The 15,090-nt window shown below is 69.0% G+C and carries 16 protein-coding genes; 4 read left to right on the forward strand and 12 right to left on the reverse strand.

Annotated elements, in window-relative coordinates; translation table 11 throughout:
- Window positions 1–36 precede the first annotated feature (36 nt).
- The gene (locus BN971_RS22540) at window positions 37–429 is read right to left on the reverse strand and encodes a DUF732 domain-containing protein (protein WP_085181980.1); all 393 of its coding nucleotides are present in this window, start codon (window positions 427–429) and stop codon (window positions 37–39) included.
- Window positions 430–503: 74 nt separating this feature from the next.
- On the opposite strand from BN971_RS22540, the gene BN971_RS22545 reads away from it, so the two are divergent.
- Both BN971_RS22545 and BN971_RS22550 read left to right on the forward strand, forming a co-directional pair.
- Complete coding sequence (locus tag BN971_RS22545) at window positions 504–1,241, forward strand: N-acetylmuramoyl-L-alanine amidase (RefSeq protein ID WP_249262764.1); 738 nt, start codon at window positions 504–506, stop codon at window positions 1,239–1,241.
- 56 nt (window positions 1,242–1,297) lie between these two features.
- Window positions 1,298–1,672: a hypothetical protein gene (locus BN971_RS22550; protein ID WP_085181901.1), complete on the forward strand. Its 375-nt coding sequence runs from the start codon at window positions 1,298–1,300 to the stop codon at window positions 1,670–1,672.
- A gap of 4 nt (window positions 1,673–1,676) precedes the next feature.
- On the opposite strand, the gene BN971_RS22555 is transcribed toward BN971_RS22550, so the two are convergent.
- From BN971_RS22555 to BN971_RS22600, 10 genes are read right to left on the reverse strand one after another with little or no spacing between them, the layout of a single operon-like run.
- The gene (locus BN971_RS22555; protein ID WP_085181902.1) at window positions 1,677–2,444 is read right to left on the reverse strand and encodes a hypothetical protein; all 768 of its coding nucleotides are present in this window, start codon (window positions 2,442–2,444) and stop codon (window positions 1,677–1,679) included.
- An 8-nt stretch (window positions 2,445–2,452) separates the two neighbouring features.
- Window positions 2,453–3,235 carry a hypothetical protein gene (locus tag BN971_RS22560; protein ID WP_245836913.1) on the reverse strand — a complete coding sequence of 261 codons (783 nt, stop codon included), beginning with the start codon at window positions 3,233–3,235 and terminating at the stop codon, window positions 2,453–2,455.
- 29 nt (window positions 3,236–3,264) lie between these two features.
- Window positions 3,265–4,230, reverse strand: coding sequence for an MlaD family protein (locus BN971_RS22565; RefSeq protein WP_085181904.1), 966 nt, complete (start codon window positions 4,228–4,230; stop codon window positions 3,265–3,267).
- The gene (locus BN971_RS22570) at window positions 4,227–5,273 is read right to left on the reverse strand and encodes an MlaD family protein (RefSeq protein ID WP_085181905.1); all 1,047 of its coding nucleotides are present in this window, start codon (window positions 5,271–5,273) and stop codon (window positions 4,227–4,229) included. The genes BN971_RS22565 and BN971_RS22570 overlap by 4 nt, the downstream gene beginning before the upstream one ends.
- A complete protein-coding gene (locus BN971_RS22575) occupies window positions 5,270–6,436 on the reverse strand; it encodes an MlaD family protein (RefSeq protein ID WP_085181906.1) in 1,167 nt (388 codons plus the stop codon). The genes BN971_RS22570 and BN971_RS22575 overlap by 4 nt, the downstream gene beginning before the upstream one ends.
- Before the next feature lies 1 nt (window position 6,437).
- Window positions 6,438–7,493, reverse strand: coding sequence for an MlaD family protein (locus tag BN971_RS22580; RefSeq protein ID WP_085181907.1), 1,056 nt, complete (start codon window positions 7,491–7,493; stop codon window positions 6,438–6,440).
- Window positions 7,493–8,503 (reverse strand): MlaD family protein, encoded by a 1,011-nt coding sequence (locus BN971_RS22585; protein WP_085181908.1) that lies wholly within the window; start codon window positions 8,501–8,503, stop codon window positions 7,493–7,495. Before BN971_RS22585 ends, BN971_RS22580 begins: the two co-directional genes overlap by 1 nt.
- Entirely contained in the window at window positions 8,500–9,567 is a 1,068-nt protein-coding gene (locus BN971_RS22590; RefSeq protein WP_085181909.1) for an MlaD family protein, read from the reverse strand. Before BN971_RS22590 ends, BN971_RS22585 begins: the two co-directional genes overlap by 4 nt.
- A gap of 3 nt (window positions 9,568–9,570) precedes the next feature.
- Complete coding sequence (locus BN971_RS22595; protein ID WP_085181910.1) at window positions 9,571–10,443, reverse strand: MlaE family ABC transporter permease; 873 nt, start codon at window positions 10,441–10,443, stop codon at window positions 9,571–9,573.
- Window positions 10,443–11,450: an MlaE family ABC transporter permease gene (locus BN971_RS22600; RefSeq protein ID WP_372511878.1), complete on the reverse strand. Its 1,008-nt coding sequence runs from the start codon at window positions 11,448–11,450 to the stop codon at window positions 10,443–10,445. The genes BN971_RS22595 and BN971_RS22600 overlap by 1 nt, the downstream gene beginning before the upstream one ends.
- Window positions 11,451–11,615: 165 nt before the next feature.
- Between BN971_RS22600 and BN971_RS22605 the strand changes: the two genes are divergently transcribed.
- Window positions 11,616–12,356: a M15 family metallopeptidase gene (locus tag BN971_RS22605; protein ID WP_425436623.1), complete on the forward strand. Its 741-nt coding sequence runs from the start codon at window positions 11,616–11,618 to the stop codon at window positions 12,354–12,356.
- 9 nt (window positions 12,357–12,365) lie between these two features.
- Here BN971_RS22605 and BN971_RS22610 read toward each other — a convergent pair whose 3' ends face one another.
- Window positions 12,366–13,841 carry a serine hydrolase domain-containing protein gene (locus tag BN971_RS22610; protein WP_085181982.1) on the reverse strand — a complete coding sequence of 492 codons (1,476 nt, stop codon included), beginning with the start codon at window positions 13,839–13,841 and terminating at the stop codon, window positions 12,366–12,368.
- Window positions 13,842–14,157: 316 nt separating this feature from the next.
- Between BN971_RS22610 and BN971_RS22615 the strand changes: the two genes are divergently transcribed.
- Window positions 14,158–15,051, forward strand: a complete 894-nt coding sequence (locus BN971_RS22615; protein WP_085181911.1) for a universal stress protein — start codon at window positions 14,158–14,160, stop codon at window positions 15,049–15,051.
- Window positions 15,052–15,090 lie beyond the last annotated feature (39 nt).

Raw genomic sequence — 15,090 nt, forward strand, 5'->3', positions numbered from 1 at the left:
GCCGCGGTTGATGCGATCATCGGGCGGTCGCCGCGCCTAGGCGGCCGGCGGCGCCGGCCACGGGAATTCCGGCCAGATCGCCGGGGGCGCCGGAGGCGGTGGGGTGTTCGGTTCGCCCGCGTGCTGCGGGCAGTAATCGCCGACCGCGACGCCGACGAACTTGCGGGCGTCGGAGGTGCTGAACCCCGGATTGCTGGCCGAGACGTCGTTGATGACGTCCACTTCGGAGCTGCCCTGGTCCATCATCTGGCAGGCCCGTTTGGCGACGGCGACCGCATCGGGCCCGTTGCGATAGGCAACCCCGGCCTTGTCCAGCTCAGCCAGAAAGGCCGCGTCGGGGCCCGAAACGACGTTGCCCGGATCGGCGTGTGCCGGGGCCACCGCCGCGGCCGCGGCGAGTACACCGGCGAGCGTCAGAAGAATGCGCATCGCTTCATCCTCGTATACGCCGGCGGCCACCCACGGGTCCCCCGGCCCGGCCGGACACGGCCTATCGTGAGGCCATGAACGCCCCCGTGCCGGACCCGCCCGGCCAACCCGCCGATCACCTGGACCGCCGGCGGCTGCTCCGGCTGGCCGGCCCCGCCGCGGCGCCGGCCACCGCGGCCGACCTGCCGACCACTCCCCCACCGCGGCCCGTAACGGCCGGTGCCACAGCGGCACTCATGCTCTGCCGGGACGCCTGGGGCGCCCGGCCGGCCCGAGCCGGTGGGAAGGCCCACACCATCACGCGCATGACGCTGCACCACGAGGCCGTCGTGCTCGGCGACAACCGAAATGCCCCGGGCCACTTGCGAAGTGACCAGCGATACCACCAAGACCAGCATGGCTGGGTCGACATCGCCTATCACGTGGGCATCGACCGCGACGGCAACATCTACCAGCTGCGGACCACCGAGATCGCCGGCGACACCGCGACGGACTACGACACGACGGGCCATTTCCTGGTCCTCTGCGAGGGCGACTTCGATCAAGAGGCCGTGCCGGAGGCCCAGCTCCATGCGGCCGCCGTCGCTTTCGCCTGGGCCGCGGCGACGTTTCACGTCGCGAGCGGCACGTTGGCGGGCCACCGGGACCTGGCCCAGACGTCGTGTCCGGGTGCCAACCTCTACGCCCACCTCGCCTCCGGCGACCTCAAGCGGCGCATCGACGAGCTGCTGGCGGCCGGCGGAGTGGACCTGCAGCCCTTCTGCGGATCGGAGGCCGCCGCGAAGGTCGCGGCCATCGAGGCCGGCGAGTAACCGCCGAATGGGGGCAAAGCGACCCGTAAGGGCCGGCGCGGTGCGAAGGTAGGTCGATGCGTCGACGTAGTGCGGGCGTGCCGCTGTGCGTGGCCGTGGTCGCGGCGTTGTCGACGGCCGCGCCGGCGGGCGCCGGTGACGGGGAGTGCCCGATCATCCTGCCGGCGGCGGATCGGCTGGAGAAGGCGTTCGAGCTGGTATCCGCCTCCGGGACACCGCCTTACGTGGCGGGCCAGGTGCGCAACGCGCTTTCCCCGCTGTACGGCTTGACGAGCCCGGCCGCCATCGATCTGCGGATCCGGTCGGACATGCTCGCGTCGTCGATCGACGCCAGCGACCCCTACCGGCCGGCCAGCCCCGCGCAGACCGCCGGCGATCTCGCGGCGGCGAGACAGCAGCTGGCCGCGGCCCGCGACTACTGCGCTCCCTGAGTCGCTATCGTCCCCAGGGCCGGTTGCGGACCGACAGGCGCTGGGCGTCGGGCCAGATCGCCGCGGCGGCCGGTGAGGCGCAGAAGGTGTCCTCGGCCTGGTAGACGTCCATGTCGACGGCGTGCAGGCCGTCCTCCTGGTGGGCGCGGCAGATGACCGTCAGCACCTGGTGGGTGTCGGGATCGACCTGCTCGGCCTCGATGGTCAGCACGACGACCAGCGTGTAGCCGGCTCCCGTCGGCAGGTAGAACGTGAGGTCCCGGCTGTCCAGCGCGCCGCCGTTGGTCACCAGATAGCCGTCGCCGCTGGGATACACGGCCTGCCCGACCATCTGGGTGCGTTCGTAGTGCAGCCGGTCGCCCGGCGCCCGCCACACCGCGAAGCGGGTGTTGGGGCTGCCGTTGAACAGGTTCTGGGCGATCGGGATGATCAGCTCGTCGCGGCCGTCGCCGTCGACATCCTGCAGCCCGACACCACCCGGGCTCGACGGCTCCAGCAGTTCATCGATGGTCTGCACCACCGCGCCCGACGCGTCGGTCACGGTGACCTTCACCGCCCTGGGTCGCGGCAGCTCCGGCACGGTCCAGTAGTTGACGGCGAAATCGAGGGCGCCGGAGTGCAGTCGGCAATCCGTATGCGGGGACGTCGCTTTCGGGCTGATCACCGCTCCGGTCTGCGGGCACGGCGGCAGCGCGGTGTCGGCGGCCGCGGTGGGGCACCCGACTCCCGCGGAGACCGTCGCCGCGACGATCAGCAGCGCCAGCCGCTTCACGGACGCGCCTACCGCGTCGGTGCCGGCTTGCCGGGCGCGGGCAGCGGCTCGGGCGGCGGCAGCTGCTGCTCGACGGGCGGGTGCGAGCCGGTCTTGGGGCCGATGTCGCCGACCTGCCAACCGCTGCCCGCCCGGTTGACGGTGACCTGCAACAGGATGATCGACACCTTCGGCGTCGGGTTCTGCAGGTTGCGGGTGGTCTGGTGGGCCGACACCACGACCTGATAGCTCCCCCCGCCGGGTTGGGCGACCGCGTCGGTGGCCAGCACCTCGCCGCTGGAGGTCACCTGCGCCTGCAGCATGATGCTCTTGAGCACGTCGGTGGCGTTGACGTACTTGTCTTTGAGCTGTTGCGACACACCGTCTTCCACGGATCGGAAGAAGGCGTCGGGGTCCTCGAAGCTGTAGGTCAGCGACTTCAGCGCGTAATCCCGGGCCAGCCGCGCCGCCGCATCGCGGTCGGCGTTGTCCCGACGCAGCGCGGCAAGCTGGCCGCTCACCTGCTGGTACTTGGTGTACCCGACCACGGCGCCGGCCAGCGCCGCCACCACCAGAACGGCCGTGGCCCATCGCGTCAGCCGCCGGGGCCTTCTCGACCAGACTCGCCCGAGTGGCCCCTTCGGCCGCGCGTCCTCAGCTGCGTCGTCGGCAGCGTCGCCGGCTGTGTCGCCGGCACTGTCGTCGGTGGCCGCGGCGGCGCCGTTCCCATCCCCGTCCGCGGCGGGTTCGGCCTGCGCGTCCTCGGGCTCTGTGTCGCTCACTTTTTCGTCGCTGATCGCTGCGTCAGTCATGTCGGTTCCCTCTTTTCCCCTGCGTGAAGTCATTGGTGCCACTCGGGCACGTTGAGCTGGACCCGCAGACCGCCGGTGTCGTTGAAGGTCGATTCCCAGAAGTCGAGCCAGTGCCCCGCGTCCACCTTGATGGGGCGCAGCGGCGCGACGGCCGGTTCCAGGACGGTGGCGAAGGTGCTCAGCGGACCCGCCAACTCGTCGACGTATTCGCTCAGCTTGTCGATGAGGACGCCCACCGGGTCTCCGGGACCGATGACGCCCACGCCGCTGTGGGACAGGACCTCGATTTCGTGGATCAGCTTGAGGAACGCCGGCACCGTGCGCGGCAGCTCCTGGCCGGTGTGGCTGATGATTTCAGCGGCCCCGAGGTCGCCGAGGTTGGTGGTCAGCGTGGAGATGTTGCTGAACAGGGTGGCCATCAACTGCTTGTCGTCGCGAATCACCTTGGCGGTCAACGCGGCGGTGGTGGCCAGGGAGTCCAGGGTGTCGTCGTTGCCGGCCAGCGCCCCGGAGATGTTGGTGACCACGGTGTGGGCGTAGTCGGGGTTGAGCGCCGAGATCAGGGCATTGGCCTTGGTGAACAGGTCGCTACCGGTCACCATCGGCGCGACCCGGTCCGCGGGGATCACCGCGCCGTCGGAAAAGTACGGCGGCGCAATCAGTTTCGGCTTGAAGTCCACGTATTGCTCGCCGGCCGCGGACAGATTCTCCACGCTGATCGCGCTGTTGGCGGGAATCGGGTGCGAACGGTCGACGTCGATCGACACCGCCAGCCCGGTCGTGGTGGTGCGGATCCCGGTCACCCTGCCGATCTTGATGCCGCGCATCGTCACTTCCGAGGTGGGCAGCAGGCCACCGGAGGTGTTGAGCAACAGGGTCAGTCGGGTGGCCTGCCTGGTCGGGCTCATGTCGAGCACGCCGACCGCCATGTAGGCCGCGCCGAGCAGCGTCAGCGCCGTCAGGATGACCAGGGTGATGCGGGCGTTGAACTTCATGGCAGCAGTCCCATCGTCCGCATGGCCGAGACCGCCTGGTCCGCCTTGTCCGCGGGGTCAACGCCTTCGTGGTCGTTCGGCAGATGGAGTTCGGAGACGCTGTATCTCGGTCCGCCCTTGCGGAAGAACGGGATGAGCTTGGTGCGCACCAGCGCGTTGAATTTGTCGGCGATCACCGGGACGGTGGTGTCGGCGGTCGCGATGGCCCCCACCCAGGGCGTCATGTAGGAGATCATCTGCATCCAGTCCCCGGCGACCGGGTTCACGAGTTGTCCGCCGAGGTCGCTCAGTTCCTTGGAGTCCGCGACGACGTTGAGGATGGACAACGTGACCACGGAGAGGCCCTGAAGCTTCGGCGGGCCCTCGGTGACCAGCCGGTTGAACACCTCGGTGTTGCCCGACAGGTTGGTGCTGATGTTCTCCATGCTGGCCAGGATGCCGTTGATCGTGTCCTGGTTGGCCGCAAGGTCATTGAGCACCCCGGCGATGGTCTGCTGGGTCCGGGCCAGTTCGGCGGGGTCTTTGGGGAACGCCTTGTTGAGATTGACCACGGTGTCTCGCAGCGTGCCGATCGCTCCGCCGGCCACCAGGTTGGACACCGAGCGCAAGACGTCTTCGACGTTGGCGGCCGGAACGGTGTTGCGCAGCGGGATGGTGTCGCCGTCGTGCAGCACCGCGGCCGACGACGTGTCCGGCGGCAGCAGGGCGATGTAGATGTCGCCCAGCGGCGTGGCCTGGCGCAGTTCGGCGCGAGTGTTGTCGGGCAGCGTGGTGTCGCCGGACATGTCCACGTAGGCGACCGCCGTCGCGCCGTCCAGTTGGACGTGGTCGAGCACGCCGATTTGGATGCCCCCGGAGTCCACCTTGGCCCGGGCCGGCAGGTTGAGCACGCTGGAGAACTGAATCTTGATGCGGTAGGGGTGGTGCGGACTGTAGGCGCCCGGCACCGGCAGCCGGGTCGGATCCAGCGAGCACGCGGCGGTGAGGCCGATTGCCAACGCCACCAGCACAATTCGCAGACCGCGCATTGATCGTCGAGTCATCCCAGCGCCGCCCCCAGGATCAGGTCGGTCAGGCCGAGGGTCACCGGATCCGACGCGGTGTCCGCCGCGCACGCCGCCGCGGCGCCCGGGGTATGACGCTCGCGCAGCACCTGGCAGATGGCGCCGGCCTGCGTTGGCGAGATCGCCACCTGCGGCGGGATATAGGTGACGTTGTGGGTACCCCACGCCGGCTCGTAGATGTCGGACAACCAGTGGCTGAACTGCGGCCACGAATTGATCATCGCGATGATGGCAGGGGTGTGGCGGTTCAGCACGTCGCGTATCCAGGGGATCAGCTTGTCGCCGATGTTGTGGTAGATCCGCGGCCCGAACCGGTCCACCGCCGCGACCAGGATCGGCAGCAGGTGCGACAACCGGCTCAGCGCCTCGGAGAAGTTGTCCGACAGGCCCTGGATCACCTGGGTGGTCTCCGGAAGCGTCGCGACCACCGAGGCGAAGCTGTCCCAGTGCTTGAGGAAGCCCGAGGTGAACATCTCGCTGTTTTCGAACAGTTGCCGGTAATCGGCGTCGGCCTGGTAGGGGTCGGCGAGCATGGTGACCAGGTTGCGCAGCGTCTGGTTGAGGCCGGAACCGGTGCCGTCCAGGGAGCGGCTGGCCGCGCGCAGGCTGTCGTTGATGGCTTGCACGCCCGGCGCACGGGACGGGTCCCCGTGGGGCTGCGGGCCCAGGATGGCGTCGGCGAGCCTGCCGATGGCCGAGAAGGTTTCGCTGACGCTGATCGGGGTCTTGGTGGACGCCAGCCCGATGCAGCCGGGCCCGGTGAATTTCGGGCCTCCGGTGTAGGGCTTGGTCAGCTCGAGATGGCGGTCGGTGACGATCGACTGGGAATAGGTGATGGCACCGACATCGGCGGGCAGGTCAAGGTCTTTGGGCACGGTGAAGTCGACCTCGACGTGGTCGGGCTTGTTGACGATCGCCGTCGTCGAGCCGACCTCGACGCCCAGCAGCGCGACCTTGTTCCCCGGATACAGCCCCACCGCGTCGGTCAATTCGGCGCACATGGCGCGGGTGTTGCCGAACTTGGGCAGCACGGTCCGCACGCCGAAGACGGCCGCCGCCGTGACCGCGGCGACGACGCCCACCGCCACCGCGATGCCGAGCGGGGAGCGCAGCCGCGAGCCGAGAGCCGACATGCCGGTCATGTCAGCAGTTCCTCATGATGTTCGGCAGGCAGAGATCCTGTCCGGGAACGAGCCGGTTGTGTTCGTCGAAGACGACCCCGTTTCCGCTGAGCATCGGGCCGACGATGTTGAGGGTCTGCCCCAGGCCCTCGGCCGCCTTGCCGATGCGCTCGGGGTGGGCGACCAGCGTGTCGATGATGTCGTCGAGCCCGTTGACGATCGGTTCGACCTCCCGGCCGTAGAACGTCACGACGCGGTCCATGATGCGCGCCAATTCCTTGAGCAGCGCGAAGTATTCGATGATGTCGACCGTCTTGGACGTGTACACCTTGCCCAGGACGTCCACCTGCTCGACCAGGGTGACGAGTTGCCTGCGCCCGGCGACCATCGCGCGCAGCCCGTTGTCGACGAACTCCAGGCCGCGATGGAAGTCGGCGGTCGTCTTGCCCAGTGACGTCGTCAGCGCGTTGGCCGACCGCAGCAGGTCGCGCACCGCGTTGGGATACTTGTCGGCCGCGTTGGCCACCTCGGTGAAGGTGTCGTGGATGACCTGGCCGTCGACTTCCTTGATCACCGGGGTGGCGGCCTGGATGATGTCGTTGACCTCGAACGGCAACGTGACGCGCTGCGGCGGAATCACGTTGTGGCCCAAGGGCAGGGCGCCCTTGGGGTCAAGCGCCACATAGTGCCCGCCGAGCGGGGTGAGCAGCTTGACGTCCAGCGTGGACTCCGAACCGACCACCACCGACTGCTCGACGTCGAACTTCATCTCGACGACGGCGCCGGCGAGCCGGACGCCGGTGACCTTGCCGACCGGGATGCCGGCGATTCGAACCTGGTCGCCGACGCGCACACCGCCGGCGTTGGGCAGCTGCGCGGTATAGCCGCTCTGGCCGGTCGGATTCAGGTAGGCCAGCCCGGTCGCCGCCACGGCCACGAAGATGACGAGGACACCGATTATGCCGTGGCGGCGACTGCGCACGGCGGCGGCGTGCTCATCGAGCGCGGCGCGCCGCGGCAGCCGGGCGCCCCACCCCAGCCTGCTACCCAAGGTGACGAGTCGGCTGTCGAGCACCATTACCGGCACACCACCAGGTTCTGTTGTGCGAAGGACACCTCGCCGATCCCGGGCAGGGTGACCTCGCCGTGCGAGCAGGTAAACGTCGGGGTGGCGGGCTTGTCGTCGACCAGCGAGTCCCGGATCCCCTCGATCAACGACGGAACGAGTGACAGGCCGGCGATGATCGTCGACGTTTGCGGCCACATCCGGCTGCTCAGGTCGTAGAGCGGAACGGTGCTGCCGTCGAAGATGCGCTCGATGTATTGCAGGATGTGGGTGGTGGTCCTGAGTATGGGCAGGCCTTTGTCCAGCGAGTTGCGGAATTCCTGTGCGCTGGAATTGAATTCGGTCAGCACGTCGTTGAGCGTGGCGATGAGATGAAACAGCTGCTGGGACCTGCCGCCCAGATCCTGGGAGATCGCGCTGAGATTGCGGATCACGGCCGTGATGACCGCCTGGCGGTCCACCGCCAACTTGGAGATGACGTCGAGGTCGTGCAGGAACGGGCCGATGCCGGACTCGTCACCCTGGATCAGCCGCAGCAGGTTCTCGCCCAGCAGGTTGAACTGGGCGGGGTCGAGGGTTTGGAAGATCGGCCGAAACCCGTTGAACAGCTTCGCGACATCGAACGACGGAATCGTCTGCCCCAGCGGGATGTTCCCGCCGGCGGGCAGCCGCCGATCCGGCTTGGCCGGCTGGACGAGTTCCACATAGCGCTGACCGAGCAGGGTCTGGTAGCGCACCGCGGCGACGGTGTTGGCATACACCGGGTGATCGTTTTGCGCGGTGAAATCCACCTTGGCGATGCGCCCGTCGAGCCTGATGGTCTCCACCTTGCCGACCTGGACCCCGGAGATGCGGACGTCGTCGCCGGCGTAGAGCCCCGACACATCGGAAAACGCGGCGGTGTAGCGGGACACCGCCCCGGTGACCGGGCTGCGCAGGGCGGTCAGCACGATCAGCGCGCACACCACCGCGATCGAGGTGAAGATGGTAAGCCACACAACGGATCTCGTGACGCTTCTCATCGGCCACCGCCCCGCGGCGCCGGGGCGGGCGGACCGGGCGGACCGGGCGGCTGGGGCGCCAGGGCCGCCGGCAGCCCGGGCATCGCCTCCAGCGCGACCTCGACCCGCATCCGCACCTTGCCGTCGATCACCGGAAACGCGGCACTCGTGCGGTCCAGCAGACCCGAGAGCCGGTCATAGGCCGGCGCCAGGCTGCCCAGCGTGTACATCTGCGGCAGCATCACGTCGGTCAGCGAGGACGTGATGGGGACCAGCCACGAGACGTTCCTGGCGAAGAGGTCGTCGCTCTTGAAGAGCAGCTTCGCGGTCTGGTCCAGGATCAGGTTGGTGCGCTCGACCCCGTCGCGCTGCGCGAGGAACGCCATTCCGTTGAGCAGGTCGTAGGCGAGCTTGATCAGCGGAATGGTGTCGCTGGCGCCGTTGACCACCGAGGCGAACACCGACAGCGACTGCGAGAACGGCGTCCGCTGGGAGTCGACGAGCATCTTGGCCAGATCGAAGTATGACCGGGTGACCGGCTCGGTCAGATCGGCGTGCCGGCGCAGCACCTCGATGATGTGGCTGACGTCGGGCGAGTCCACGATCTTTCCGAGTTTCTCGCCCGCCCGCAGCAGCCCGGTGATCGAGCTCGACTGCACGTCGGCGCCGATCAACAGCGTCTGGTTCGGCCGCAACCGGGGGCCGACGCCGCTGCTGATGAGTTCGACCGCCGCGAGGCCGAAGGTGTTCGACGACATGAACCTGGCCGTGGTGTCGGCGGCCAGGGCCTTGGCCTGGGCCGGCTCGAGTTCCACCGTCATCTTCTGCTTGTTGTAGCCGAACGATTCCAGCGTCTTGACCGTTCCGATCGTCAGGCCGCGGAACTTCACCTCCGCCCCCGGCGACAGGCCCTCACCGACCGCATCGGCGACCACGGTCAGCTTGTAGGTGTCGGCGTAGCCGCCGGTGCCGAGCTGGTAGAGCGCGCCGACGGCGACGGCCAGCACCACCGCGGCGATCAGCCCGCGGATCCTCAGGGACCGTGAACTGGGCGCCCGCACTCCTTGGTCGGAAAAGATCGGCATGGCCTACCCCGAGATCCGAACGCCGGGACTGTTGCCCCAGAACAACAGCGTCAGCACCATGTCGGCCGCGACCACGGTGACGATGCTGGCGCGGATGGCCCTGCCCGACGCGCGCCCGACGCCCTCGGGGCCACCGCCGGCGTAGTAGCCCTGATAGCCGTGGATCGCGATCACCAGCGTCACGAAGGTGGCCGCCTTGAGCACCGAGAACACGACGTCCGACGGCTGGATGAACGAATCGAAGTAGTGGTAGTACGTGCCCGACGACTGCCCGTGCAGCACGTTGACCACCAGCACGCACGAGACATAGCTCAACGCCAGCGTCACCACGTACAGCGGGACGATGGTGATCATCCCGGCGATCACACGGGTGGTGACGACGAACGGGATCGACTGAATGCCAAGGGCTTCCAGCGCGTCGATTTCCTCGGAGATCCGCATGGCGCCGATCTCGGCGGTCATGCGGCACCCGGCCTGGGCCGCGAAGCCGATCCCCGCGATCATCGGTGCCATCTCGCGCGTGTTCGCGTACGCGGAGACGAACCCGGTCAGCGGGCCCATGCCGACCATGTCCAGGGCGCCGTAGCCTTCGATGCCCACCGATCCGCCGACCGCGGCGCCCATGAACACCAGCACGCCGATGGTGCCGCCGCCGACGATGAGCGACCCGTTGCCCCAGATCATGTCGACCAGCAGCACGCCGGTCTGGTGCCGGTACCGCTTGAGCGTGTGGGGGATCGCGCCGAGCACCCGGTACAGGAAGGTGACCTGGTGACCGAGTCGCTGCACCAGCGAGTCCCCCCGGTCGGCAATCCACCACGCGGGCCGCAGGGCCAGGGAGAGGCCGCGCGGCAGGTACCGGGACGGCGTGGCCATCAGCCCAGTCTCAGCGGCATCGACATCGAGAGTCCCTGCGTGATCACCAGGTTGAGGACGAACACCGCGACCACGCCGATGACCACGGAGGCGTTGACGGCGTCCGCCACGCCGCGGGCACCCCCCTTGGCCTCCAGGCCGCGCTGGCAGGCCACCAGGATCACGACCACGCCGAAGAGCCAGGTCTTGAGGATGGCCACCCCGACATCGCTGACGCTGGCGAAGGAGGCGAACGAGGCGATGTAGCTGCCCGGCGTGCCGGACTGGAAGCCGACGTTTATCGCATAGCCGGCCGCCAGGCCCATGAAGATGATGAAGGAGCACAGCACCGGCGCCACGAACACGATCGCCGCCAGCCGGGGGGTGACCAGCCGCTGGACCGGGTCGACGCCCATCACCCGCAGCGCGTCGACCTCCTCGCGAATGGTGCGGGCGCCGAGGTCGGTGGCCACCGCCGAACCGGCCGCGCCGCCCAGCAGCAGCGCGGCCACGATCGGTGCGCCCTGCCGGATCACCCCGAGGCCGCCGGCGGCGCCCGAGACCGACGACGCGCCGACCTGCTGGATGAAGTTGCCGACCTGCACGGCCACGATGACGCCGAACGGGATGGACACCAGGAGCGCTGGAATCGCGGTGACGCTGATGATGAACCAGGCCTGGTTGATGGTGTCCCGCCAGGGGTGGCGTAACCGGACCACGTCGGTGACCAGATAGGAGAAGGACTGGGCGCTCAGGTCGAAGAAGCGGCCCAGGGTCTTCAGCGAGGAATCCGTCTGGTTGAGGACGTACCGCACCGGCCCGCCCAGGGCCCCGGCGACCTGGCGTCCGATCGACGCCGCCGCGCGCTCTTCCGGCTCGCCGACGCTCACGGGCCGGGGTTCGAGGTCCCCGTCGACGGTCGTGCTGGAGTCGATGTCGACACCGTCGACATCGACAAAAGGGAGCGGTTTGCCTTCTGTCTCGTTCGCCGGTTCGGCCGCTGTCGCGTCATGGACACCTGCGGTCAACGGCGGCTTCCTCCCTGATCGCTGCCATCGCCCGTCCCCCACGAGGGTGACGGGCTTGTTTGTCGTGTGTTTATCAGCGGTAGCAAGTGTCTGTTGGCGGAAAGTCGTCAGTGTGATGTACGTCACATTACGTGGGTGCGGTGGTAGCTTCCAGCCATGCCTGCCATGGCGTTGGCGGCGGACGCGTCCCGGGTGACGCCCTTGCGGCGGCGGGCCGTCATGCTGGCGGAATTCGTCGCCGCGAGCGTCGTGCTCGTGCACTGCGCCGCCGCGCCGCCGCCTCCTCCGGCGCCACCATCACCGTCGTCGTCGGCCGTCGCGCCGCCGCCCAGCGCGCCGCCGGCGCGAGCGGCCGCGACGGTGGAAGCGGTCACCGCCGCCGACCTCGGCGCGAGCTGGCGACCGGGCTGCCCCGTCGAGCCGACGCGACTGCGACGGGTCAGCGTCGACCACGTCGGTTTCGACGGCCTGACCCACCGCGGCGAGTTGATCGTGCACGAAGAACTGGTGGCCGACGTCGTCGCGATCTTCGACCGGCTTTACCGACTGCGCTACCCCATCGAGAGGATCCGCACGGTCGACCACTACCGGGACGCCGACGACGAGTTGTCCATGGAGGACGACAACACCTCGGCGTTCAACTGCCGCAGGATCCCCGGAACCGACGAATGGTCGCCGCACGCCTACGGTCGCGCCGTCGATCTCAATCCGCTGCTCAACCCGTGCATCTACGCCGGCGGGTATTTCGAACCGCGGAACGCGGCGACCTACCTGGACCGCGGGCGTAGCGACCCCGGGCTCCTCCACGCCGGTGACCCCGCCGTACGGGTCTTCACCGACGCGGGTTGGCGGTGGGGTGGGAGTTGGACCTCCCCCATCGACTACCAGCACTTCGAACGGCCCTGAGCCCGGGGCTCAAAGATGCAGCATCCGAGCCGCTTCGGTGGCAACCTCACCGCGCAGGTCCGAGATGGGTGCACTGCCGCGCGTGTGAATCGAGTTCGTGAGCAGGACGACGTAGGTGTCCGAGCGGGGATCGATCCAGAGCGAGGTGCCGGTGAAGCCGGTGTGGCCGAAGCTTCCGATCGGGAAGAGCATGCCCCGGGCCATCGACTGGGCCGTATCGATGTCCCAGCCGAAGCCCCGCAGATTCTGGCCCGCTATCGCCGGATAGCGCGGGGCGAGCAGCCGATCGCCGCTCTTGGGCCTCTTCGCGACGGCCGCCCGGTCCGCGGCGTTCGCCGCTTCGACCTGCCGGGGCGTGTGTCCCGGCTGCTGTGGAGCCGTCATCAACGCCAAAGTTGCCTGCTGCAAAGGGAATTGGCTCGGACGTCCGGCGAGGCGGTCGAGCAGGGCCTGCGCAAAGATCCCGACATCGTTGGCGGTCGAGAAGACGCCGGCGTGCCCGGCGACCCCGCCCATGCGCCGCGCCGTCGTGTCCTGCACGGTCCCCCGGAGCAGGCGATCGAGATCGGGGTTCCTACTCGGATCCGCGCGGCCCTCCTCGTCGCGGGCCGTCGGCGCGACGCGTGACAGCAGGTCCGTGCTCCACATCCCCGCCGGACAGGCGCCGCGTTCCCGGCCGTCCGGCCCCGGAGCCCACACGATCGCCGCTCCGAGCACCGTGTGCGGACCGCACGCCTTCGCGACGGGGAGGTAGCGGGTGTCCCGCAGGCCGAGCGGGTCGAAGACGTGCCGCTGAACGTAGACGTCCAGGTCCTCGCCGGTGACCTTCTCGACCAGCGCGCCGAGCACGATGAAGTTGATGTCGGAGTAGCGAAAACCCTGACCGGGGGCCGACTCCAGCGGTGTGGTGAGCGCACGGTGAATGCCTTCGGCCTTATCGGCGCCGTTCAGCCCCCACGGATCCCCGAGATTGACGTCCCCCGTTTCGCCGGACGTGTGCGTCAGCAGCGTGCGAACGGTCACCTGCGCGCGCCGCGGATCGTCGGCCGGGTTGAACTCGGGCAGATACTGCTGCGCGGGATCGTCGACCTGCACCCGGCCCTGTTCGTAGAGCTGCATGACGGCCGTCGACGTCGCGATGCTCTTGGTCAGCGAGGCCAGGTCGAAGATGGTGTCCTCGGTCATCGGCTCGGCGGGCGCGGGCAGCCCATCCAGTCCGGGTTCGCCCGCCAGCTTGCGCGAGCCGTAGGCGTGGTGGAAGACGACCTTGCCGGCGTTGCCGATCACCACCACCGCACCGGGCAGCCTGCCGGCCGCGATCGCGTTGTCGATCAGCCGGGAGACCGGCGTGAAATCGATCGCGGGAGCCGCGTCGGGCGGTTTGACCGCGGTCGCGAAGCCGGGTGCGGGAGGGTTCGGGGTTGCGGCCAACGCCGGGCCTCCCGCGCCGCCACGCGAGCAGCCCGCGATCAGCGCCAGGCACACGGTGCCGGCGACGGCGGCCTTTCGCCCCCGGCTACCGAAAGCGAAGCGGTGGCAGCTGTCGTCGTTCACGTGGTCCCCCGCCGCCGCGACCGCGGCATCCACAGGTGGTCATTGGTCCCGATGCTGGGTCCGGGGGACGGGCTTGTCAAGCAACCACGGGGTGTTGGCGGCGTGAAGACGGGTCGGCCGGACTCACTGGTGCCTTTGGTCCCTCGGCCTGAATATCTTCGGCCCTGACGACGGCGGTCACCGTCGGCAATCCTGCCCTTGGCACACACCGCCGGGAAACTCCACAGCCGGACAGGAATCACCTGAGATGTTGCAACGCCGCGGGGTCTTGGTCGGCTCAGACGGCTCACCGCAGGCACAGGGCGCCGTCCGGTGGGCGGCCCGCGACGCCGCGCTGCGGAACGTGCCGCTGACCCTCGTCCATGTCGTCAATTCTGCGGTGACGGGCTGGGCCCCGATCCCTGAGCCGGCCGCCGTGCGGCGACGGCAGGAGAAGCGGGCGCGCGAATGCATCGATTCCGGCGTCCGGATCGCCGAAGAGGGCGCCGGTGAGCGCGGCCCGATCCGGATCGACACCAAGGTGATTCATTCGGCCACCGTCCCGGCGCTGTTGGATCTCTCCAAAGAGGTGGACATGGTCGTGGTGGGCTATCGCGGGCACGGCGGCGCGTTGGCCCGCAACTTCCTGGGGTCGGTGTCGGCGGCGCTGGTCTACCACGCGCACTGCCCGGTCGCCGTGATCCACGGCGACGAGTCGCTGGTCGCCAACGTCGATCGGGCGCCGGTGCTGGTGGGCATCGACGGGTCGCGGGCCTCGGAAGCGGCGACGGCCGTCGCGTTCGAGGAGGCGTCCCGGCGGGGCGTCGGCCTGATCGCCGTGCACGCCTGGACCGACCTGCGGGTTTCCGAGTTCCACGAGTTGTTTCCCGGCTTCAACTGGGACGCGCAGCTGTCCACCGAGGAAAGGACGCTCGCCGAACGGCTGGCGGGGTGGCAGGAACGCTATCCCGAGGTGGCGATCAGTCGCCGGGTCGAAATCGGTGATCCGGCGACACCCTTGATCGAGGCGTCCAAGCTCGCGCAACTGGTCGTGGTCGGCAGCCACGGCCGCGGCGGCTTCGCCGGCATGTTTCTGGGCTCGGTCGGGGCGGCGGTGGTCAACAGGGCCAGAATCCCCGTCATCGTGGCGCGCGCGTCCTGACCGCTGCGGTGGCGGCGCGCCTGCGCCGCGGCATCACGG

The organism is Mycobacterium bohemicum DSM 44277, from assembly GCF_001053185.1.
Lineage (GTDB): Bacteria > Actinomycetota > Actinomycetes > Mycobacteriales > Mycobacteriaceae > Mycobacterium > Mycobacterium bohemicum.